This is a genomic window from Actinoplanes sp. NPDC049316 (assembly GCF_040677315.1).
Classification (GTDB): domain Bacteria; phylum Actinomycetota; class Actinomycetes; order Mycobacteriales; family Micromonosporaceae; genus Actinoplanes.
In genome coordinates this window covers 92,008-113,797 of record NZ_JBFAQM010000027.1, presented here as the reverse complement: position 1 = coordinate 113,797, position 21,790 = coordinate 92,008, and the positions used below count along the sequence as shown (strand labels likewise).

The 21,790-nt window shown below is 72.9% G+C and carries 16 protein-coding genes and 1 riboswitch; of the genes, 8 read left to right on the top strand and 8 right to left on the bottom strand.

Annotation, left to right across the window (positions count from 1 at the left end):
* Window positions 1-33: 33 nt before the first annotated feature.
* Window positions 34-174, top strand: a riboswitch (SAM riboswitch).
* A 10-nt stretch (window positions 175-184) separates the two neighbouring features.
* Window positions 185-1,468 carry a threonine synthase gene (thrC, locus tag AB0K03_RS31585; RefSeq protein WP_364692377.1) on the top strand — a complete coding sequence of 428 codons (1,284 nt, stop codon included), beginning with the start codon at window positions 185-187 and terminating at the stop codon, window positions 1,466-1,468.
* A gap of 236 nt (window positions 1,469-1,704) precedes the next feature.
* Here thrC and AB0K03_RS31580 read toward each other — a convergent pair whose 3' ends face one another.
* From AB0K03_RS31580 to AB0K03_RS31570, 3 genes are all read right to left on the bottom strand, one after another.
* Window positions 1,705-2,223 (bottom strand): hypothetical protein, encoded by a 519-nt coding sequence (locus AB0K03_RS31580; protein WP_364692375.1) that lies wholly within the window; start codon window positions 2,221-2,223, stop codon window positions 1,705-1,707.
* Window positions 2,220-2,738, bottom strand: a complete 519-nt coding sequence (locus AB0K03_RS31575; RefSeq protein WP_364692373.1) for a GNAT family N-acetyltransferase — start codon at window positions 2,736-2,738, stop codon at window positions 2,220-2,222. Before AB0K03_RS31575 ends, AB0K03_RS31580 begins: the two co-directional genes overlap by 4 nt.
* A gap of 214 nt (window positions 2,739-2,952) precedes the next feature.
* A complete protein-coding gene (locus AB0K03_RS31570) occupies window positions 2,953-6,615 on the bottom strand; it encodes a CDP-glycerol glycerophosphotransferase family protein (protein ID WP_364692371.1) in 3,663 nt (1,220 codons plus the stop codon).
* A 603-nt stretch (window positions 6,616-7,218) separates the two neighbouring features.
* On the opposite strand from AB0K03_RS31570, the gene groL reads away from it, so the two are divergent.
* Entirely contained in the window at window positions 7,219-8,841 is a 1,623-nt protein-coding gene (gene groL / locus AB0K03_RS31565) for a chaperonin GroEL (protein ID WP_364692370.1), read from the top strand.
* Between the two features lie 57 nt (window positions 8,842-8,898).
* Here groL and AB0K03_RS31560 read toward each other — a convergent pair whose 3' ends face one another.
* Both AB0K03_RS31560 and AB0K03_RS31555 read right to left on the bottom strand, forming a co-directional pair.
* Window positions 8,899-9,834 carry a GNAT family N-acetyltransferase gene (locus AB0K03_RS31560; RefSeq protein WP_364692368.1) on the bottom strand — a complete coding sequence of 312 codons (936 nt, stop codon included), beginning with the start codon at window positions 9,832-9,834 and terminating at the stop codon, window positions 8,899-8,901.
* Window positions 9,835-9,845: 11 nt separating this feature from the next.
* Window positions 9,846-11,078: an MFS transporter gene (locus tag AB0K03_RS31555; RefSeq protein WP_364692366.1), complete on the bottom strand. Its 1,233-nt coding sequence runs from the start codon at window positions 11,076-11,078 to the stop codon at window positions 9,846-9,848.
* Between the two features lie 54 nt (window positions 11,079-11,132).
* On the opposite strand from AB0K03_RS31555, the gene AB0K03_RS31550 reads away from it, so the two are divergent.
* Genes AB0K03_RS31550 through AB0K03_RS31540 form a run of 3 tightly spaced genes read left to right on the top strand, consistent with a single transcriptional unit; the run spans window position 11,133 to window position 14,062 of the window.
* Complete coding sequence (locus AB0K03_RS31550; protein WP_364692364.1) at window positions 11,133-11,972, top strand: winged helix-turn-helix transcriptional regulator; 840 nt, start codon at window positions 11,133-11,135, stop codon at window positions 11,970-11,972.
* Between the two features lie 21 nt (window positions 11,973-11,993).
* Window positions 11,994-13,790, top strand: coding sequence for a glycerol-3-phosphate dehydrogenase/oxidase (locus AB0K03_RS31545; RefSeq protein WP_364692362.1), 1,797 nt, complete (start codon window positions 11,994-11,996; stop codon window positions 13,788-13,790).
* Complete coding sequence (locus AB0K03_RS31540; protein ID WP_364692360.1) at window positions 13,787-14,062, top strand: DUF4031 domain-containing protein; 276 nt, start codon at window positions 13,787-13,789, stop codon at window positions 14,060-14,062. Before AB0K03_RS31545 ends, AB0K03_RS31540 begins: the two co-directional genes overlap by 4 nt.
* Here AB0K03_RS31540 and AB0K03_RS31535 read toward each other — a convergent pair.
* Window positions 14,040-14,693, bottom strand: a complete 654-nt coding sequence (locus AB0K03_RS31535) for a metal-dependent phosphohydrolase (protein ID WP_364692358.1) — start codon at window positions 14,691-14,693, stop codon at window positions 14,040-14,042. The genes AB0K03_RS31540 and AB0K03_RS31535 overlap by 23 nt on opposite strands.
* Window positions 14,694-14,808: 115 nt before the next feature.
* Between AB0K03_RS31535 and AB0K03_RS31530 the strand changes: the two genes are divergently transcribed.
* A complete protein-coding gene (locus AB0K03_RS31530) occupies window positions 14,809-15,996 on the top strand; it encodes an FUSC family protein (RefSeq protein ID WP_364692356.1) in 1,188 nt (395 codons plus the stop codon).
* 114 nt (window positions 15,997-16,110) lie between these two features.
* Entirely contained in the window at window positions 16,111-17,976 is a 1,866-nt protein-coding gene (locus AB0K03_RS31525) for a PrsW family glutamic-type intramembrane protease (protein WP_364692354.1), read from the top strand.
* Here AB0K03_RS31525 and AB0K03_RS31520 read toward each other — a convergent pair.
* Window positions 17,973-18,269 (bottom strand): co-chaperone GroES, encoded by a 297-nt coding sequence (locus AB0K03_RS31520; protein WP_364692420.1) that lies wholly within the window; start codon window positions 18,267-18,269, stop codon window positions 17,973-17,975. The two genes, AB0K03_RS31525 and AB0K03_RS31520, sit on opposite strands and share 4 nt — an antisense overlap.
* A 130-nt stretch (window positions 18,270-18,399) precedes the next feature.
* On the opposite strand from AB0K03_RS31520, the gene AB0K03_RS31515 reads away from it, so the two are divergent.
* A complete protein-coding gene (locus tag AB0K03_RS31515) occupies window positions 18,400-19,671 on the top strand; it encodes an AI-2E family transporter (protein WP_364692351.1) in 1,272 nt (423 codons plus the stop codon).
* A gap of 110 nt (window positions 19,672-19,781) precedes the next feature.
* Here the strand turns inward: AB0K03_RS31515 and AB0K03_RS31510 are convergent, their stop codons facing one another.
* The gene (locus tag AB0K03_RS31510) at window positions 19,782-21,716 is read right to left on the bottom strand and encodes an ATP-dependent DNA helicase (RefSeq protein WP_364692417.1); all 1,935 of its coding nucleotides are present in this window, start codon (window positions 21,714-21,716) and stop codon (window positions 19,782-19,784) included.
* Between the last annotated feature and the right edge of the window lie 74 nt (window positions 21,717-21,790).

Below are 21,790 nucleotides of genomic sequence, written 5' to 3'. Positions count from 1 at the left end.
TCGCCACGTAAGGTGTGGGAAACACAACTGAATACCTCATCCAGAGGGGCTGAGGGATACGGCCCGACGACGCCCCGGCAACCACCGCGCACGACTCGATGACGAGGCAGGCGCGCGGCAGGTGCTAATTCCGTCCCGGAACCGCGGTGACCCCGCGACCGGGAAAGATGAGAAGGAGCCTCGTATGACGTCGACGGTCGACGCCCCCACCGCCACCTCCACCAGCCCCGCCCGCGCCCTCGTCTGTCGCGGCTGCGGCACGGAGTTCCCCCTCGCCGCGCAGCACGCGTGTTACGAGTGTTTCGGCCCGCTGGAGGTCGCGTACGACCAGGCCGCGCTCGCCGCCGTCACCCGCGAGCAGATCGAGGCGGGCCCGCAGAACATCTGGCGCTACGCCGCCCTGCTCCCCGCCGGCCAGAACCCGGCCGCCCGGGTCACCCTCGACCCCGGCCTCACCCCGCTGATCAGCGCCCCGGCCCTCGCCGCCGAGATCGGCCTGCGCGCGCCGCTGTGGGTCAAGGACGACTCCGCCAACCCGACCCACTCCTTCAAGGACCGGGTCGTCTCCGTCGCCCTCACGGCCGCCCGCGAGCTGGGCTTCACCCGCTTCGCCTGCGCCTCGACCGGCAACCTGGCCAACTCGGTGGCCGCGCACGCCGCCCGCGCCGGCGTGCCGAGCATCGTCTTCATCCCCAGCGACCTCGAGCCCGGCAAGGTCATCACCTCCGCGGTGTACGGCGGCGGCCTGGTCGCCATCGAGGGCTCGTACGACGACGTCAACCGGCTCTGCGGCGAGCTCGTCGAGACCGACGAATTCGAGGACACCGCGTTCGTCAACGTCAACGTGCGCCCGTTCTACGCCGAGGGCTCCAAGACCCTGGGATACGAGGTCGCCGAGCAGCTCGGCTGGCGCATCCCCGCCCAGGTCGTCATCCCGATGGCCTCCGGCGAGCTGCTCACCAAGGTCGACAAGGCGTTCAGTGAACTCGTCGAGATCGGGCTCTGCGAGGCCCCCGAGGGTGGCTGGACGGTCTTCGGCGCCCAGTCCGCCGGCTGCAACCCGATCGCCACGGCGCTGCACAACGGCACCGACCAGATCATCCCGGTGAAGCCCACCGGCATCGCCAAGAGCCTCAACATCGGCGACCCGGCCGCGGGCGCGTACGCGATCGAGGCGGTCGAGCGCACCGGCGGCTGGATGGACTACGCCGACGACGAGGAGATCCGCGAGGGCATCCGGCTGCTGGCCCGTACCACCGGGGTCTTCGCCGAGACCGCCGGCGGCGTGACCGTCGCCGTGCTGAAGAAGCTGGTCGCCTCCGGCAAGCTCGACCCGGAGAAGGAGACCGTCGTCTACAACACCGGCGAGGGCCTCAAGACCATCGACGCGGTCGAGGGTCAGGTCGGCCCCACCCACCGGATCAAGCCCTCCCTGCGCGGCGCGCGCGAGGCAGGCCTGCTCGGTTAACTCGCTGTAGTGGACATCCTGCCGTACGTCGAGAATTTCCTTCGCGCGAGGGCTTGCGCGAGAGTTCCGGGATCGGCAGGATGCTCTACGCGGGAGGACGCGACGCCGTACGCGGCCCCACCTACGAGCTTGGCGACAATCTCCTGGGGGCCCAACGACCCAGTGCCGGAGGCGCTGTGCGCGCGTCCTCCCGACCAACTTTCCGGGCTGTTCCGCCGGCTTCCACGGGCGCTTCGTCAGTCGGCTGTCGTTGCTTCCGGCGCTTCCGGGCTTGTTCCCCGGCGACGGCGCAGTCTGTGCACCCACGGGCGCAGCGGCGCGTCGGCGTAGCCGCCCCGCTCCAGGCCCGCGTGCCGCTCGAACGCGTTTCGGGCGCCGTACGAGCCGGTCACCAGCCACGAGTATCCGCACGCCGCCCAGTACGCCGGCCAGAACAGCGGGCCGAGGACGGCGTACTGGCCCGCGTGCCGGCTCTCGTGGGCGAGCAACTCCGAGCGGCTGTCGTGCAGCAACCAGTCGGCCGTCCGACGGGTGATCACGACCGAGCCGACGGTGAAGCAGGTCGCCGGTGGCACCCGGCGCCGGTAACCCTCGGCCACGAGGATGCCGTGCCGGCCCCGGCGCACCCTTGCGCCGGCGAGCACGGCGACCCCGAGCCCCACGAGGGTGGTCCCGTTGACGGCCGTGAGCACCGCCCGCGCCAACGGCCACCGTCGCAGCGGCGGCCGCGGTGTGGTCGGCGGGTTGTCGGTCATGCGTGCCGGCGCATCTGGAGCTCCCGGAGGCCCGGGACGACGGGGTGGGGCACCCGGACGCCGGTGTCCTCGAAGCCGAGCCGCTCGTACGCCCGCACCGCCCGGTCGTTGCCCACCACGACCTCGAGCATCAGCTCCCGCCGGCCCACCGTCAGCGACCACTCGGCGACCGCGTCCACCAGCGAGGCGAGCACGCCCTGCCCGCGCCGGGTGGGGGTGATGTAGACGGCGAAGACCACCGTGGCGGCCGGCTCCTCGGGCAGCACCGTGCCGCCGGCGTGGCCGATGAGCCGGCCACCCGGGTCCGCGACGAACTGTGCGAGCTGGCCGCCCGACGAGGCCTGCACGATCCGGCGGCGGTAGTCGGCGTGCGGGCGGGCCGCGGCCTGGGCGAGCGTCTCCAGGAACGCCAGCGGGCTGTCGGCCAGCATCTCGAGCCGCAGCGCGCGCATCCTCGCCGCGTCCTGCGGGGTCACCCGGTGCACGGTCATCGCGGGCGCCAACGTGCTGGTCATGCTGCCTGCCTACCCGCTGCCGGGCCAACCGGCAACCTGGATGGCGCTATTGCGACCGTGCCGGTCCCGGCCGGGGACAAGCGGGCCGGAGCAGCCCCGAACCACCGCGGAAAGCTCGCCCGGCGGAGGACCCGTCCCCGTCGAAGCAGACGGTGGCCTGCGGAAAGGGGCCAGGCCCGGCACAAGCGGCCGGGCCTGGCGATGCGAGCGTCGCTCAGCGTTCGGAGCGCAGTTCCGTGCCGAGTTGCAGCATCCGGTCGACCACCCGCTGCGTCGCGTTGCCGTCGTCCAGGTCGCAGAAGCGCTCCTGGAACGCGCGGCGCTCGTCCGCGTACGCGTTCGGGTCCACCGCGATCTCCGCCAGCGACTTGATCACGTCATCGGACGTCATCAGCAGCGGACCGGGGGCCTCGCGTTCGAAGTCGAAGTAGAAGCCGCGGAGCTTGTCGCGGTAGTGCTCGAGGTCGTACGTGAACAGCAGGATCGGCCGGCCGGTGTTGGCGAAGTCGAACATCACCGACGAGTAGTCCGTGATGAGCACGTCGGTCACCGAGAGCAGGTCGGCCATGTCCGGGTACGTGGACACGTCGCGGACGAAGCCGGAGCCGTCGTCCGGGATGGGGTCGACGACGTTGGGGTGGCGGCGGACCAGCAGGACGTGGTCGTCGCCGAGCATGCGCCGGGCGGCGGCCAGGTCGAGCTGCATCGACATCTTGTAGCGGCCCTGGCCGTAGAACTCGTCGTCGCGCCACGTCGGCGCGTACAGGATGACACGCTTGCCGTCGGGCAGGTCGAGATTGCGCCGGACGGCCGCCGTGGCGGCCGGGTCCGTCCGGAAGAGGATGTCGTTGCGCGGGTAGCCCGATTCCAGCATCTCGCCGCCGTAGCGGAACGCCCGCTGCAGGATCGGGGTGCTGAAGCGGTTGGGCGACACCAGGAACGACCAGTTGGGCGTCTCCTGCTCGACCCGCTGCAGGTAGTTGCGGTCGGCGTGGCGGATGTCCGTCACGTCGAAGCCGATCCGCTTGAGCGGCGTGCCGTGCCAGGTCTGCACGACGACCTGGCCGGGGCGGCGCTTGAACCAGTCCGGCAGGTGCGAGTTGGTGACGATGTAGCGGCAGGTGGCCAGCGCGTCGTACCACTCGATGCCGCCGAGGCGGGCCGTGGTCAGCGTCTCCGGGGTGAAGGCCTGCCCGTCGCGGACCGTCAGGTACTGCGCCTCGAGCGGCAGGCCGCGGCGGAGCAGCTCCTCGTGGATCGCCTTGGGGCTGTCCGAATACTGCCGGCCGCCGAAGCTCTCGAAGAGCACGGCCTCGCGCAGCGGGGTGCGGTGCAGGGCCGCGGTCCGCTTCTCGCGCAGATGGGTACGCGCGTACGCCCCGCGCTCGTCGACCTGCAGCACCGAGCCCGCCCGCAGCGCCACGAAGTCGCCCTCGGCCAGCTCGAGCGTGTACTCGCGGTGCTGGTCGGGGGACTCGGCGGGGCACATCGCGCGGACGTTGTTGGCCACGACGAGGTTGGTGACCGCGTACGCGCCGCCGGCGGTGTGGCTGACGAGCAGGTCCCACAGGCCGGGGCGCAGCTCGACGAAGCCGCCCCACGACGGCACCTTGCTGGGGTTGATCCGGGCTGTCCAGCGGTCGCCGTCGGTGGTGACGTCGAGCTCGCGCTCCTCGGCGGCGCCGCGCATCCGCAGCTTGATCTCGGGGGAGCCGTCGGCCGGGTTGAAGTCGCCGGTCAGCTCGAGCGTGCCGTCGGGCTGCCATTCGGCGGCGTCGGCGACGGGTCCGCGGGCGCGGGAGCACAGCCACAGGAAGCCCGCCGCCGTCCGCCGGACGAAGACGTGCCGGTCGAACATGCCGGAGCGGGCGGTGGGCAGCTCGTCGCTGAGCAGGTGCACCGACTGCTGGCCGCCGCTGAAGAAGGCCATCTGGATGCGCCAGCGGTCCATCGCGCCGCCGGGCGGGGGCATGACCGCCTCGCCGGCGTGCGCGAACAGCGGCGCGAGGGGCACGACGGCGCGGAACGGCGTGCTGCCCTTGCGGGTCTCGCCGAACTCCACCGCCGCGTACGTCTCGGCGACGTCCGGGACCCGGCACAGCCGCATCCGGCCGGCGCTGGGATTGGGGCCGATCACGACGCCGTCGATGACCAGGTTGTTGCCCTCGAAGGCGATCGCGGTGGTCTTGGCGGTGACCTTGTCGATGCGGAACAGGATGTACGCGCCGTCCGCGGTGGGGGTCAGCTGCGTGGTGGCGTCCAGGTACTGCGGGGTGAGACGCAGCCGGGTCGGGTGCGGGCCGACCTTGAGGCGGCCCTTGCGCAGCTTCGTGCCGGCGATGATGCCGACCGCGATCTGCCAGCGGCCCTCTTCCCACGTGCCGCCGGACTGCAGCGAGGCGGGATCGATGGTGACCTCGAAGCCGGACCAGTCGTACGACTTGTCGCCGTGGCTGGAGGTGGCGGTCGCCTCGGGCTCGCGGCGCGGGGTGGCGGGCAGCGTGATGGTGCGGCCGGTCGTGCGCTCGCGCAGCCGGACGATGCGCGCCGAGGTCCAGCGGGAGTTGGCCGCGGTGCCGTCGATGTACGCGTACCCGCGGATGACGAGCTTGCCGTCGCGCCACGTCAGCTCGGTGATCTGGCTGCGGACGGCGGGCTTGCCCATGTTGTAGAGCTCGCGCGGCACCCCGGCCGCCGGGTCGTCGAGGAACGGCAGCTCGGCGTAGCGCTTGTTGCCCTCGTGCTTGGTGGCGATGGGCATGCCGGGGCGGCTGGCCATCAGGACCTCGATGACCTCCGCGAGCTTGTTCTCACGGACGAGGTGCCAGATGACGGCCCACTTGGGCGGGAGCCCCTCGACGGTGCCGGGGCGTACGCGGGCGAGGAACAGGTTGACCTCGCGCAGGAACGACGCCTGGAACTCCGGGTCCGCGTCGGGCAGCGAGTTGGCCACGATCGCGAAGTCGTCGACCAGCACGTTGGCGTCGTACGCCTGCTTGACCTCGCCCTGGTGGTGCTCGCCGAGGAAGCGGCTGACCCGGTCGACGGCGCGCAGCCGGTCGGCCGTGGTCTTCCAGTCGGTCTTGCGCTGAGTGATCGACTTCTCGCCGCTCTCGCGCTTGCGCCAGTAGTAGACCGGCACGTTGACGACGTCGACGGAGGTAGCCATCGCGTGGGCGGTCAGCGCGATCGGCACGTCCTCGAAGACGACGCCCTCGGGGAAGGCGAGCCCGTGCTCGTCCCAGAACCGGCGGCGGTAGATCTTGTTCCACACCGTCCGGTCCTTGAGCAGCGTGAGCCGCTCGCTGACGTGGGTCTTCAGCACGGTCTTGGTGAAGATCGGGGTGTGCATCGGCGAGGCCGCCGCGCCCTTGGAGGTCAGGGACCGGACCGCGCCGCAGGCGAAGTCGGAGCCGGTGTGCTCCAGGGTGGTCATCAGCATCTCGTACGCGTACGGCGGGACGACGTCGTCGCCGTCGGCGAAGGTCAGGAACGTGCCGCGGGCGATGGCGAGGCCGGCGTTGCGGGCCTGGCCGGGGCCGCCCTCGGCCTGGTGGATGACCTTGAACCGGGGATCCCTGCGCGCCCACTCGTCGGCGATGGCGCCGGTGCCGTCCACCGAGCCGTCGTCCACGACGATGACCTCGATGGTGTGGTACGTCTGCCGGGCGAGCGACTCGAGGCACTCGTCGAGGTACGCCTCGATGTCGTGCGCCGGGACGACGACGCTGACCAGCGGCTTGGCGCCGGTGCCCGGGGACTGCGGGGAGTCCTCGACCGAATCGGTGACGCTGGGTGACCGCTGTGCGGGGATCTTCTGGCCGTCCGGCTCCCGTAGGTGGGCGCGTTCGTCCGCGCCGACGATACGGTTGTCCACTCCGCTCACTCCTCAATCCGGTCGCCGCCGGATCGCCCGTAGTCCTGCGGCACGCGCGCCGCCCCCGCACGTTACAGGCAGCGTCAAACGGCGTTGTCCTCCGCGCCAACCTGCGGCAACGGGAAATTTAGCATTGATCTGTCCGGATTGAACAGGACGAAAAGGGCAATCCCGGCACACTGGTCCGAAGATCGGCCACACCTGTTACCCGCCCCGGCCGGACCGGTCCATCGCCGGATGGGGTGATCGCTGTCACGCCCTCGCCGACCCGTACGGATGACCGGCGACGATCGTTCACGCATCGTGATCAACAGGGTGTTGCGGGGCTCCCCGGGACATGGGCGTTGTCCTTGCACTCGCCCCACCGGAGTGCTAAACAAGTCATTGGCACTCGCGAGGTGTGAGTGCCAACAGGTCGGGACGGTGGGGTCACGGTCGCGGCGCCGCCATCGGCGCCGGGGCACGGGACCGGTCGTCGCGGGCTATCCGGCTCGACCTGAGGACGTCACATCGCCAGGTGGTGACGTCCGCAGAGTTCCTCAACGTGCGGAGGGCGGGGCCGAGCAGGCCCGGCACCGCGGATGTCCAGGAGGACACAGCCGTATGGCCAAGATCATCGCATTCGACGAGGAAGCGCGTCGCGGCCTCGAGCGGGGCATGAACCAGCTCGCCGACGCCGTCAAGGTGACGCTCGGCCCCAAGGGTCGCAACGTCGTGCTCGAGAAGAAGTGGGGCGCGCCCACCATCACCAACGATGGTGTGTCGATCGCCAAGGAGATCGAGCTCGAGGACTCCTACGAGAAGATCGGCGCCGAGCTGGTCAAGGAGGTCGCCAAGAAGACCGACGACGTCGCCGGTGACGGCACGACGACGGCGACCGTCCTCGCCCAGGCGCTGGTGCGTGAGGGTCTGCGCAACGTCGCGGCCGGCGCGAACCCGATGGCCCTGAAGCGGGGCATCGAGGCCGCCGTCGCCAGCGTGTCCGAGGGCCTGTCGCAGATCGCGAAGGACGTGGAGACCAAGGAGCAGATCGCCTCCACCGCCTCCATCTCCGCCGGTGACTCCACGGTCGGCGAGATCATCGCCGAGGCCATGGACAAGGTCGGCAAGGAAGGCGTCATCACCGTCGAGGAGAGCAACACCTTCGGGCTCGAGCTCGAGCTCACCGAGGGCATGCGCTTCGACAAGGGCTTCGTGTCGGCGTACTTCATGACCGACGCCGAGCGCATGGAGGCCGTCTTCGACGACCCGTACATCCTGATCGCCAACAGCAAGATCTCCGCGGTCAAGGACCTGCTGCCCGTCCTCGAGAAGGTCATGCAGGGCGGCAAGCCGCTGGTCATCATCGCCGAGGACGTCGAGGGCGAGGCCCTGGCGACCCTGGTCGTGAACAAGGTGCGCGGCACCTTCAAGTCCGTCGCCGTCAAGGCCCCGGGCTTCGGCGACCGCCGCAAGGCCATGCTCGAGGACATCGCCATCCTCACCGGTGGCGCGGTCATCAGCGAGGAGGTCGGCCTCAAGCTGGAGAACGCCGACCTGAGCCTGCTGGGCCAGGCCCGCAAGGTCGTCATCACCAAGGACGAGACCACCATCGTCGACGGTGCCGGCAACGCCGAGCAGATCCAGGGCCGGGTCAACCAGATCCGCGCCGAGATCGAGAAGTCGGACTCCGACTACGACCGCGAGAAGCTGCAGGAGCGCCTGGCCAAGCTGGCCGGCGGCGTCGCGGTCATCAAGGTCGGCGCGGCCACCGAGGTCGAGCTCAAGGAGCGCAAGCACCGCATCGAGGACGCCGTGCGCAACGCGAAGGCGGCCGTCGAGGAGGGCATCGTGCCCGGTGGTGGCGTCGCGCTGGTGCAGGCCGGCAAGACCGCGTTCGACAAGCTGGACCTGGTCGGCGACGAGGCGACCGGCGCGCAGATCGTGAAGATCGCGCTCGACGCCCCGCTGCGCCAGATCGCCGTGAACGCCGGCCTCGAGGGCGGCGTCGTGGTGGAGAAGGTGCGCAACCTCGACGCGGGTCACGGCCTCAACGCCGCGACCGGCGAGTACGTCGACCTGCTGGCCGCGGGCATCATCGACCCGGCCAAGGTCACCCGCTCGGCGCTGCAGAACGCCGCGTCGATCGCCGCGCTGTTCCTCACCACCGAGGCCGTCGTGGCCGACAAGCCCGAGAAGAACCCGGCCCCGGCCGGCGCCCCGGGCGGCGGGGACATGGACTTCTGAGTCCAGCCCCTCCAGCAAGACGAGAACGGGCCGTCCCGCAAGGGGCGGCCCGTTTCTTCACAGCTGCTTGCGGTAGGGCAGGAAGACCCGCTCGACCCGCGCCGCCACGGCCTTCGAGTAGAACGACAGCGGGCCGACCCATCCGATCTGGACGCTGTCGTGGCCGTCGGTGCGCTGGTCGGCGAGGCAGCGGCGCAGGAGCAGGTTCCCGATGCCGAGCCCGCGCGCGGCGGGAGCAGTGCCCATCGGGCCGAACCAGCTGGGCCGGGAGCTGCCGTACGCGGCGAAGCCCAGGATGCCGCCGGTCTTGTCGAAGGCGACGTGGCAGCCGGCCCGCTCGCGCCCCACGGAGTGGGTGATCTCGCCGGCCCATCCCGCGCCGAAGGTGGTCAGCGCGAAGTCGACCAGGGCCGGCACGTCCTCGGCGGTGGCCCGGCGTACGGTGACGCCCTCGGGCACGGGCGGCTCGGCGACCGGATCCGTCAGGTTGGCCGTCATGTTCCAGGCCGGCTGATCCTGCTCGAAGCCCAGCGCCATCGCAGCGCAGACGGCGGGCGTACAGCGGACGTCGATGCCGGGCCACGCGTAGTACGGGGCGTTGCCGGCGATGACGACGTCCCCGGCGCCCAGGCCGGCCAGCGCCCCTTCGACGCGGGCCACGAGCGCGCGCCCCACACCCCGGCGGCGCTCCTGCGGGTGCACCGCGATCAGATCGATGTGCCCGACGGACGCGTCCCGGTGCGAAACGGAGCCGAGGACGACACCGATGATCCGGCCGCGGCCCGGTCCTTCAGCCGGCCGGAGGGCGATGAACCCGGTGATCCGCCGGATGCCGCCGGACCAGCCCTCGGTGCCGGCGGTGTCGCGCAGGCGGGACACGATCTCCGCTGCCTCGGCGGCGTCCTCGGGCAGGTCGAGCGCGGCCCGGCAGAGGGCCACGACCGCGGGCACGTCGTCGTCGGTCAGCTCGGAGATCCAGAACTCGTCGTCCACAACCGCCGAACCTACCGAACCGAGGCCTCCCGACCCGGTACGTCCACATCGGTGAGGTCGCGGAGGCCGCGTACGGGGGAGAGGAGCCAGGCCGCCGGGGCGCACACCGTGACCGCGCCCAGCACGAGCAGCGTCCACCGGGCGCCCAGCGGGCCGGCGAGCGCGCCCGCCACCAGGCCACCGACGGGTATCGCTCCCCAGGAGACGAACCGTACGGTCGCCATGACCCGGCTCAGCAGCTCGGGCGGGCTCGCGACCTGGCGGTACGTCCGGGTCGTCACGCTCAGCACCACCACGCCGATCGAGAACACGAGGTTGCCGGCGACGAAGGCCGCGTACGCGCCGAGCCCGCTGCCCCACGGCACCAGCAGGGCGCCGGCCGAGGAGGCGAACCCGGACAGGACCATCGCGCGGGCGGTGCCGACGGAGTCGGTGAACCGGGTGGTGACGGCGGCGCCGATCAGCGAGCCGACACCGTCCGCGGCCAGCAGCACACCGACCAGGCCGGGCGCGGTGTGCAGCTCGCGGACCAGGTAGAGCGGGTACAGGGCGAGCTGGGCGCCGCAGACGAAGTTGACCGCGGTGGCGGCCCACATGCCCGGGCCCATCGCGGGGTGCCGGACGACGTACCCGAAGCCCTCGCGGATCATCTCGCCGACCGGCGGCCACCGGTCCGGCTTGACCACCCGCCGGGCCGGCAGCGTGCGGAGCAGGACCGCCGAGACGAGGTAGCTGACCGCGTCCACCAGCATCGTCGGCACCGCCCCGAACGCCTGCACGGCGAGGCCGCCCAGGGACGGGCCGCCCAGTTGCGTCGCGGCGTGCGTACCCGAGGTCAGGCTGTTGCGGGACTGGAGCTGCTCGCGGTCGACGATCTCGGGCAGGAACGTCATGTTGGCCACGTCGAAGATGACGTTGGCGAAGCTGACGATCAGGGCGGTCACCACGAGGTGCGCGACCGTCAGGTGGCCCCACCACCACGCGAGCGGCACCGATCCCACCGCGGCGGCGCGGGCCAGATCGGCGCCGACCTGGGCGCCGCGCAACGGCAGGCGCTGGACGATGACGCCGGCCGGCAGCCCGATGACGATCCAGGCGGCGAAGCCGGCGGCGGCGATCAGCCCCATCTCGAACGGGGTCGCGTCGAGGACCGCGAGCGCCGTCAGCGGCAGTGCCACGCCCCCGATGGCCGAGCCCAGACTGCTGGTCGTACCGGCCGCCCACCACCGCCAGAACACGCTCACGGTCCCCGCCCCGTTCCAGTGAGTTCCAATCTGGAACGGACTATACTGAGCGGCGTGCGACACGTCGATCCCGTCGATGCCGAATGCGGCATCGCGCAGGCCCTCGGCGTGCTCACCGACTGGTGGGCGTTCCTCATCGTGCGCGACGTCGCCGGCGGCGTGACCCGCTTCGACGCGCTGCAGCGCGAGCTCGGCATGAGCCGGCGGGCGCTCAGCGAACGGCTCGCGAGCCTCGTCGAGCACGGCGTGCTCCGCCGCGCCGCCTACTCCGACCGCCCGCCGCGCTACGACTACCTGCTGACGGCCAAGGGGGAGGGCCTGCTGCCGGTGCTCATCGCGCTGCAGGACTGGGGTACGCGGCACGTCATGGGCGACGGTTCCCTGACCGCCACGGCCACCCCCACCTCCGCCGAGGCGCGCCGCGTCCACGCGCTCGGTGGCCACCGCATCCCCGGGTTCACCGTCGAGTCGCCGACTGTTCTGTACTTCTTCCCCGGCGCGTACGCCCCGGGCGCGCAGGGCTATCCACCCGGATGGGCAGACATTCCGGGCGCGGCCGGGTGCACGCTGGAGTCGACGACGTACGCGGCCCGGGCCGGCGAGTTCGCGGCTCACGGCGTACGCATCACCGGCGTCAGCACGCAGCGCCCGGACCAGCTGGAGGCGTTCGCCGAGCACGCCCAGCTGCCGTTTCCCCTGCTCTCGGACCAGGACGGCCGGCTCGCCGCGAGCCTGCGCCTGCCGACCTTCCGGGCCGGCGGCACCGACCGCTTCAAGCGCCTGACGCTGCTCGTGGACGAGCAGGCGACGATCCGGGCCGTCCAGTTCCCGGTCACCGACCCGGCGGGCTCGGTGGCCGAGATGCTTGATGTGGTGCAGGCGTCGTTCCGCTGAGCGCGGCGCTACGGTGGGACGGTGCGCTCTCCCTCGGTTTCCCGGTACTCGGCCGGACGGCTCTCGCCCATCCGCCGCGCCGCCGACCTCGAGCGGCTGCGTGACGAGCAGTTCGACGTGCTCGTCATCGGCGGCGGCGTCACCGGCGCCGGCGCCGCCCTGGACGCCGCGTCGCGCGGGCTGAAGGTCGCCCTCGTCGAGGCACGTGACCTGGCCGCCGGCACGTCCAGCCGGTCCAGCAAGCTCATCCACGGCGGCCTGCGCTACCTGGAGCAGCTCGAGCTGCACCTCGTGCACGAGGCGCTGACCGAGCGCGGCCTGCTCACCAGCCGGCTCGCCCCGCACCTGGTGCGCCCGGTGCCGATCCTCGTGCCGCTGGAGACCGCGGCGCCGCCCGCGCGGATGTGGCACCGCCTCTACTACGGCCTGGGCGTCGCCGCGTACGACGTCTTCGCCGGGGTGTTCGGCAAGGGTCGCGGGATGCCGCTGCACCGGCACCTGACCCGCGACGGCGCCCGGCACGTGTTCCCGAGCCTGCGGGCCGACAAGATCACCGGGGCGATCCGCTACTACGACGGCCAGGTCGACGACGCCCGCCTGGTGGTGACCCTCGCCCGCACCGCGGCCAGCCTCGGCGCGGCCGTGGTCACCAGCGCCCGGGTCACCGGCTTCGTCCGCGAGGCCCGCCAGGTCGTCGGGGTCAAGGTGCGCGATCTGGAGGCGCCGGACGCGCCCGAGTTCGAGGTACGCGCCCGTACGGTCGTCGCCGCCACCGGCGTGTGGAGCGACGACATGTCCCGCATGCTCAGCGACGTCGGAGTCCGGCCGGGATTCCGGGTACGCGCGTCGAAGGGCGTGCACCTCGTGGTGCCCCGCTCGGCGATCACCGGCGACGCCGGCCTGATCCTGCGGACGCCCACCTCGGTGCTGTTCGTCATCCCGTGGGGCGGCCACTGGATCATCGGCACCACCGACACCGACTGGCAGCTCGACCGTTCCCACCCGGCCGCCTCGGCGCGCGACATCAGCTACCTGCTGGACCAGGTCAACACGGTCCTGGAGCGGCCGCTCACCGTCGACGACATCGAGGGCGTGTACGCGGGCCTGCGCCCCCTGCTCTCCGGCGAGGCCGACTCCACCTCCAAGCTGTCCCGCGAGCACGCCGTGATCGAGCCGATGCTGGGCCTGATGCTGGTGGCCGGCGGCAAGTACACGACCTACCGCGTGATGGCCGCCGACGTGGTGGACCGCGCCGTGCGCCGGCTCGGCCTCGACACGCCGTCGCGCACCGACCAGCTGCCCCTGCTCGGCGCCGACGGGTACGCGGCCGCGTGGCGCGACCGGCACGACATCGCCCGCCGGCACGGCGTGACCGCTGGCGTGGTCGAGCACCTGCTGGAGCGCTACGGCACGCTGGCCGTCCACCTGCTCGCGATGATCGCGGCGGAGCCGGAGCTGGCCACGCCGCTGACCGGCGCCCCCGAATACCTGGCGGCCGAGATCGCGTACGCGGCCACCGCCGAAGGCGCCCTGCACCTGGAGGACGTGCTCACCCGGCGTACCCGTATCTCGATCGAGACGCCGCACCGCGGCGCCGAGACGGCCCGGCACGCGGCCGCGATCATGGGTGACGCGCTGGGCTGGGACGAGGCGGTCCGGGCCCGCGAGGTGGAGCACTACCTGGCGCGGGTCGAGGCCGAGCGGCAGTCGCAGAAGATGCCCGACGACCTCACCGCCGACGCCGCCCGGCTGGGCGTCGCCGACGTGCGCGGCTACGCCGCCGACCGCGGGACGGACCTGCTCGACGTGGACCGTTGATCCTCGTCGACGAGCCGCGCTGGCCGGCGCGCGGCCGGCTCTGGTCCCACCTGGTCAGCGACGTCTCGTACGCCGAACTGCACGCGTTCGCCGAGATGCTCGGCGCGCCCCGGCGCGGGTTCGACCGCGACCACTACGACATCCCGGAGACGCGGTTCCGGATGGCGCTGTGGCTCGGCGCGACCCTCGTCGCCCCGCGGGACGTGGCCGCGCGACTGCGGGCCGCCGGGCTGCGCCGCCCGAAGCACCTCAACCGGCCGCCAGCGTTCTGAGCTCCCGCTCGAGGTTCGCGCGCGCCCGGGCCTCCCACGCCTCGTGCAGCGGGGCGTGCCGGTAGATCGCCGGCAGCTCCAGCAGCGACACGAGGACCTGGGCGCGGGCCGCGCGGAACGTGTCCTCCGGGACGTGGGCGTACTCGCGGCGGATCGCCTCGGTGTAGGCCGCGTACCGGTCCTGGTCGGCGGCCAGGATCGCCAGGTCGGCGTCGCACAGCAGCTCACCGTCCGGGTCGGTCTCCTCGGTGGCGTGCCCGGCCGTCAGCCCCACCAGGCGTGCGACCTCGGCGGCGACGTCGTCGGGAGCGCCGAGCGTGGTCAGCAGCCCGCGCGCGAACTCCGCGCTGTCGCGCTCGTTCGCGTCGCCGAGGGCCCGCGGGTCGTAGACCGCGTCGTGCATCCAGGCGGCCAGGCGTACCCGGTCCGCGTTCTCCGCCAGCCCCGCGTGCTCGTCGATCACGTCGAGGACCGCGGTCAGATGGCTCACGTCGTGGTACTGGCGCTGCGGCTCCGACCAGCGCCCCACCAGGTAGCCGCCGGCGGCCTCGAGGTCGGGCCCGGCGGCGGTGGCCCCGGCGCCCCGGGCGGCCGCGACCCAGCGATCGAGAAGTGAAGTCACGGCCGCCATCCTGGCATGCCCGCCGTTAGGGTCAGTGCGTGACCGACTGCACCGAACCTCGCCCGCGCGAGTGGCCCCGGGCCGTGGCCGTGAGGGCCAGGAGGGCACGCCGGGAAGGCGCAGCATGACGGACGCCGGGGCGCAGCGCAGGCTCGCAGCCGTCCTCGCCGAGGTGCACGGCCGGTCCCGGTCCGGGGCGGGCGCGGGGTGGTCCCGGGTCCGCGCCGCCTCCGGCCTGGCCCTGCAGGCGGGGGTCGCGGCGGGCATCGCGTGGTTCATCGCCCACACCCTCTTCGGGCGGCCGGCGCCGTTCTTCGCGCCGATCGCAGCCGTGATCACGCTCGCGTCGTCGGTCGGGCAGCGGGCCCGGCGCACGGTGGAGCTCGTCGTCGGCGTGGCCATCGGCATCGGGATCGGCGACACCATCATCCTGCTGATCGGTTCCGGGCCGTGGCAGATCGGCCTCGTCGTGGTCCTCGCCATCCTCATCGCCGCCGCGGTCGGAGGCGGCACGCCGCTCGTGGTGCAGTCCGCGTCGTCCGCGGTGCTGGTCGCCACGCTGACGAGCAGCACCGGGCTGCCGTGGACGCGCTTCTTCGACGCGCTGGTCGGTGGCGCGGTCGGGCTGACCGTGATGACGCTGCTGCTGCCGCTCAACCCGCTGAGCGTCGTACGCCGGGCCGCCGATCCCGCCCTCGAGGCCATGGCCGACGGGCTGCTCGCGGTCGCGCGGGGACTCCAGGCCGGCGACGCCGACGCCGTGCGCGAGGCGCTGGCCCAGCTCCGGTCCGCCGAGGGCGACTTCGCCGCGTTCGCGCAGGCCGCCAAGGCCGCCCGGGAGAACGTCGCCTTCGCGCCCGCCCGGTGGCGGGTCCGCGGCGCGCTCAGCCGGTACGTCGACGGCGCCCCGGAGCTGACGTACGCGCTGCGCAACGTCCGCGTGCTGACCCGGCGCGTGATCACGGCGGTGGACGACAAGGAGACCATGCCCGCCTGCCTGTCGGCGTCGATCACGTTGCTCGGCGACGCGGTCGGGTTGCTGCGGCAGGAGTGGGCCCGGGGAGCCGAACCCGAGGCGACGCGGGAGCGGGCGCTGCGCGCGGCGGCGGAGGCGGGACGCGCGTACGACGAGGGCGTCGGGTTCTCCGGCAGCGTCGTCGTGGCCCAGATCCGTACCACCGTCACCGACCTGCTGCGCGCCACCGGCATCGAGCACGGCCAGGCCCCGCGGCTGGTCCGCCGCGCGGTCGGCCGGCACGGCCGCAACCGGGCCCGCCGGAAGCCGGGAGCGTCCCGGCCCCGGGAATCCTGATCCCGGCCACGGGGCCGTTGCTCCTCCCGGCGCCTGACCTCGACCCTTCCGTCGCTTGATCGTTTCCGCTGCCGTGGGGACGCCGGGGCGCGGCCGGGTGGCTACGCTGGCGGCATGGCCGACGTAGCTTCCGGACCGCCCGATCCGACCCCGCCGCCGGGGCCCGCCGCGTCGTCCGCCCCCGCGCCCGCGTCACCGGGCCCTGCCGCCGCGTCACCCGGCGCTGCGCCCGCGTCGTCCGGCCCTGCGCCCGCGTCGTCCGGCCCTGTGGCCGCGTCGTCCGGTCCTGTGGCCGCGTCGCCGGGCCTCACCCCGGAGTGGGCCGCCGCCCCGGAGCAGGCTGCGACGCCGGAGTGGGCCGCCGCCCCGGAGCAGGCTGCGACCCCGGAGTGGGCCGCCACAGCGGCGCCGGCCGTGCAGCCGGGGTCGGGAGCGACGGTGCCGTTCGAGGCCGCGTACCGGACGCCCGATCCGGCGTCGTTGCCGCCCCTGCCGCGCCGCCGCGCCGGATGGCGGCGCTGGCTGCCGCTGGCCGGCATCATCGGCTTCATCGCGGCGTGCGCGATCGCCATGCTGATCATCCTCGGCATCAGCAACGGCCCGGTCGGCCTCGTGGTCGGCCTCACCGCCGCGATCCTGCCGGTCCCGGTGCTGGTCAGCTGCTTCCTCTGGCTCGACCGCTACGAGCCCGAGCCGATTCGCTATCTAGTGTTCTGCTTCGCCTGGGGCTCCGCGGTCGCGACCCTCGTGGCGATCGGCGTGAACAGCCTCGCCGCGTGGGGCTTCGACAAGCTCGGCCTGCCCGAGGCCCTGGTCGCCGTCCTCGTGGCGCCGTTCATCGAGGAGTCGATGAAGGCGCTCGGCCCGATCCTGCTGTTCTGGCGCCGCCGCCGCGAGTGGTCCGGGATCACCGACGGCATCGTCTACTGTGGGCTGTCCGCGCTCGGCTTCGCCATGGTCGAGAACGTGCTCTACCTCGGCGGCCACGGCTACGCGTCGGGCGCCGACCAGTACGGTCCCGCCACCGGCGTGCAGAACGTCTTCCTGATCTTCATCGTGCGGATCATCTTCACCGGCTTCGCGCACCCGCTGTTCACGTCGATGACCGGGATCGGCCTGGGCGTCGCGTCGCGGTCGGCCGACCGCCGGGTGCGCTGGCTCGCCCCGATCGCCGGCCTGCTGCTCGCGATGATCCTGCACGGCACGTTCAACCTGCTGCCCACGCTATCGGTGGCGACCGGCGAGACCTTGATCATGCTGTACGGCTACCTCGGCTTCATGGTCCCGTTCTTCTTCGCGGCGGTCGGCTTCGCGATCGCGTTGCGCGGCTACGAGGGCCGGCTCAGCGAGCGGGTGCTGCCGGAGTACGTGCGTACGGGCTGGCTCTCCCCGCCGGAGGTGGCGACGCTGGGCAGCCTCGGCCGCCGCCACTCGGCCCGGCAGTGGGCGAAGCGGGTCGCGGGCGACGCGGGTCTGCGGGCCATGCGCGGCTTCCAGGCGGCGGCCACGCAACTGGCGCTGCTGCGCGACGGCATGCGGCGCGGCCTGCATCGGCTGCCGGAGGACCAGCAGCGGGCGCAGGACGAGGAACGCAGGCTGCTCGCGGACATCTCCGGCTACCGGTCGGTCTTCGTGGGGCGCGACCCGCAGATGCCGCGGGCGTTCTGGGACGGCGCGAGCTACCAGATCGCGTTCCCGGACGGCGTCACGCGTACGGTCCGGCCGCCGGAGGAGCCGGTCGTGCCGGTCCCGGTCCGCCTCGCCCCCCAGCAACCGGTGTACGCCTACCCGGGCTACGGCCCGCCCCCCGGTCACGGCTTGCCGCCGGGCTACGGCCCGCCCCCCGGTTACGGGCCGCCGCCGGGCTACGGCCCGCCCCCCGGTTACGGGCCGCCGCCGGGTTATGGTCCGCCGCCGGGTTACGGACCGCCGCCCGGCTACGGACAACCGCCGTACTACGGTCAGCCGCCTCGCTACTAGAGGTAGAGCCCCGTCCCGTCCGACTCCACCCGGCTCGCCGCCACGGCGTGCACGTCCCGCTCGCGCAGCAGCACGTACTCCTTGCCGTGTAGCTCCACCTCCGAGCGGTCCTCCGGGTCGAACAGGACCCGGTCGCCGACGACGATGGAACGGACGTTGGGTCCCACGCCGACCGCCTTGGCCCACGAGAGGCGGCGGCCCATGGACGCGGTGGCCGGGATCACGATGCCTCCGCTGGACCGGCGCTCGCCCTCGCCGCCGTCGAGGCGGACCAGAACGCGGTCGTGCAACATGCGGATGGGCAGCCCGGCCTCGGACTCGGTGTCGGTGCTCACGAGAGGACGGTACGCCCGCGCCTGACGTGCGCGTGTGCGGGTCTCGACTACGGTGTTAGCGCGTGACGAGGGCGAGGGGGTCGGGCGGTTGAGCCGCTTGCAACGGGTACGGGAGAACCTTCGCAGGGCGTACGAGTCGGGACGGGAATCGGTGCGCACCGCGCGCGTCGACGGTGACCACCCGCCGGAGGAGCCCGAGGTCGAGTTCGAGCCGCCGCCGTCCCCGCCGGAGGACGAGCACCACTCGACGATGAGCCGGGACGACGCCGAGGTGCCGCACTCGCTGCGGATCGCGGCGGCGTGGTCGTGGCGGCTGATCGTGGTCGGCGTGGTCGGCTGGGTGCTGTTGCGCTTCATCAGCGTCATCAGCGTGGTCGTGATCCCGCTCGCGATCGCCCTGCTGCTCTCCGCACTGCTCGCGCCGGCCGTGGGGTGGCTGCTCAAACTGCGGCTCCCGCCCTCGCTGGCGACGTTCCTGGTGCTCATCTGCGGGCTCGGCGCGGTGGCCGGCACGCTGACGCTGGTGGTCAACCAGTTCATGGACGGCCTGCCGCAGTTGGTCGACAACGCCAGCAAGGGCATCCGGCAGATCCAGGACTGGGCGCGCACCGGCCCGCTGCACCTCTCCGACGCCCAGGTCGACCAGGCCATCGACTCGGTCCAGGAGTGGATCAACTCGAACACGTCGCAGCTGACGGCCACCGGGTTCGCCACCGCGGCCACGCTCGCCGAGGTGCTGACCAGCGCGGTGCTGGTGCTCTTCGCGACGTTCTTCTTCCTGCGTGACGGCCGTAAGATCTGGCGCTTCCTGGTCCGCCTGTTCCCGGTCAACGCCCGCTGGAGCCTCTCGGACGCCGGCGACGCCTCGTGGGCGACGCTGGGCTCGTACGTCCGCGCCACCGTGCTCGTCGCCTTCATCGACGCGACCGGCATCGGCCTGGCGCTGGTGTTCCTGAACGTCCCGTTCCCGTTCCCGCTGGCGGCCCTGGTGTTCCTCGGCGCGTTCATCCCCATCGTCGGGGCGAGCGTCTCCGGGGCGGTCGCCGTGCTGGTCGCGCTCGTGGACCAGGGCTGGATCGTCGCGCTCATCGTGCTCGGCGCGGTGATCCTGGTGCAGCAGGTCGAGGGCCACATCCTGCAGCCGCTCATCATGGGGCGTGCCGTCGCCATCCACCCGCTCGTCGTGATCGTCGGCATCGCCTCCGGCGTGGTGCTCGCCGGCATCATCGGCGCGCTGGTCGCGGTGCCGCTCATCGCGGTGCTGAACACCGGCATCAGACGGCTGGCCCGCCGCCGCCCGGAGGTCCCGCCGAACGCGGTCGTGGTCCCGACGGGCGGCGCCCTCAAGGAAGCACCCTGACCGCGGCCCCTGACCGCGCGGCCCAGGCCGCGGCCCCTGACCGCGCGGCCCCTGACCGCGCGGCCCAGGCCGCGCGGCCCAGGCCGCGGGCTCTGGCCGTGCTGCCGCCCTCAGCTCTTGTTGAGGCGTTGCAGGGCGCCCAGCGCGACCTCGGGCCGGGTCGTGTACCAGAACGGCGGCAGTGACTTGCGGAGGAAGGCGCCGTAGCCACGCGCGGTCTCCAGGCGGGAGTCGAGCACGGCGACCACGCCCTTGTCGCCGTGCGAGCGGATCAGCCGGCCGACGCCCTGGGCGAGCCGGACCGCCGCGATGGGAACGCTCACCGACGCGAAGCCCGAGCCGCCCGTCGCGTCGACGGCCGCAGCCCGGGCGGCCGCGAGCGGCTCGTCCGGGCGGGGGAAGGGCAGCCGGTCGATGACCACCAGCTGGCAGGCGTCGCCGGGGACGTCGACGCCCTGCCAGAGCGACATCACCCCGAACAGGCAGCTCTCCTTCTGCTCCTTGAACTTGCGGACGAGGATGGGCAGCGTCTCCTCGCCCTGCAGGAGGATCGGCAGGTCGGTCTTGGCCCGCAGCAGCTCGGCGGCCTGCGTCGCGGCGCGCCGGGAGGAGAAGAGCCCGAGGGTACGCCCGCCGAGCGCCGCCACCAGCTTCAGCAGCTCCTCGCCCGCGGCGTCGGGCAGGCCGGAGGCGGCCGGCCGGGGCAGGTGCGCCGCCACGTACAGGATGCCCTGCTTCGGGTAGTCGAACGGCGACCCGACGTCCAGCGAGCTCCACCCGTCACCGGAGGTCGGCGGCGCCTCCGCGGTCAGGCCCTGCCCGGTGCGCGCGGCGGGGACCGCAGGCGCGGCCGGCAGACCGAGCGAACGCGCGACCGTGTCGAACCGGCCGCCGAGGGTCAGCGTCGCGGAGGTCGCCACCACGGTACGTTCGTCGTACAGGTTGTTGGCGAGCGTGCCCGCCACCGAGAGCGGGGCGACCACCACCGCGCGCCGGCCGGAGCCGAGGTCGCTCTTCTCGATCCACGCGACGTCGAAGTCGGACTCCTCGAGGAGGCGCTGCGTCGTGGTGGACAGGTCGTCCAGGGTGGCCTTGGCCTGCTGCTTGCGCACCGGGTCGGGGTCGTCGGCCTTGATGTCGCCGATCCCTTCGAGCGCGGCCCGGGTCGCCGAATCCACCAGCAGCAACGAGCGGTGCAGCATCGGCGGGAGACCGTTGGTGAGGCGGCCCGCGGGGATGTCGGCCATGCCCACGGTCAGCGAGTCCGCCGCCTCGGCCAGCGCCTCCGCGGCGGCCGGGGAGATCAGCGGGCGGGCCCGCTTGGCGGCGCGCTCCACGGCGTCCGGGGTCAGCTCGGCCTGGGCCGCCGACGAGACCCGGTCGGCCAGCTCGTGCGCCTCGTCGACGATGAGCAGCTTGTGCGGCGGGACGATGTTGCGCTCGGCCAGCATGTCGACCGCCAGCAGGCTGTGGTTGGTGACCACGATGTCCGCCTCCCGGGCCCGGACCCGCGAGGCCTCCGCGAAGCACTCCGCGCCGTACGGGCAGCGGGCCGCGCCGACGCAGTCCCGGGCCGGCATGGAGACCTGCCGCCAGGCGGTGTCGTCCACGCCCGGGTCCAGCTCGTCGCGGTCGCCCGTCGTGGTCTTCTCGGCCCACTCCTGCACGCGCAGGATCTGCTTGCCCAGCCGGCCCGCCTCGCCGAGCCACTGCGTCGCGCGCGCGGGCGCGTCGTCGAACAGGGTGTCGGTCGGCGCCTCCTCGTCGGCGTGCTCGAGCTTGGCCACGCACAGGTAGTGGTGGCGGCCCTTGAGCACCGCGAACGTGGGCCGGCGGCCGAGCACCGGCTCGACCGCGGCGGCGAGGCGCGGCAGGTCGTGCTCGACGAGCTGGTTCTGCAGCGCGAGCGTCGCGGTCGACACCACCACGGGACCGTCGACCAGCAACGCCGGGGTCAGATAGGCCAGGCTCTTGCCGGTGCCCGTGCCGGCCTGCACGAGCAGGTGCTCGCGCTCCTTGACCGCACGCTCGATCGCCGCCGCCATCTGCTCCTGACCCGGCCGGGAGGCGCCGCCGGGGACCGCGCCCACCGCGGCGGCGAGGAGTTCCTTGGCGGTCG

Coding starts and splice junctions, on each gene's coding strand:
- AB0K03_RS31520 (WP_364692420.1), bottom strand. CDS start 18,269: ATGTTGCACGACCGCGTTCTGGTCCGCCTCGACGGCGGCGAGGGCGAG.
- AB0K03_RS31525 (WP_364692354.1), top strand. CDS start 16,111: ATGGCCGACGTAGCTTCCGGACCGCCCGATCCGACCCCGCCGCCGGGG.
- AB0K03_RS31580 (WP_364692375.1), bottom strand. CDS start 2,223: ATGACCGACAACCCGCCGACCACACCGCGGCCGCCGCTGCGACGGTGG.
- AB0K03_RS31510 (WP_364692417.1), bottom strand. CDS start 21,716: ATGGCGGCGGCGATCGAGCGTGCGGTCAAGGAGCGCGAGCACCTGCTC.
- AB0K03_RS31530 (WP_364692356.1), top strand. CDS start 14,809: ATGACGGACGCCGGGGCGCAGCGCAGGCTCGCAGCCGTCCTCGCCGAG.
- AB0K03_RS31575 (WP_364692373.1), bottom strand. CDS start 2,738: ATGACCAGCACGTTGGCGCCCGCGATGACCGTGCACCGGGTGACCCCG.
- groL (WP_364692370.1), top strand. CDS start 7,219: ATGGCCAAGATCATCGCATTCGACGAGGAAGCGCGTCGCGGCCTCGAG.
- thrC (WP_364692377.1), top strand. CDS start 185: ATGACGTCGACGGTCGACGCCCCCACCGCCACCTCCACCAGCCCCGCC.
- AB0K03_RS31535 (WP_364692358.1), bottom strand. CDS start 14,693: ATGGCGGCCGTGACTTCACTTCTCGATCGCTGGGTCGCGGCCGCCCGG.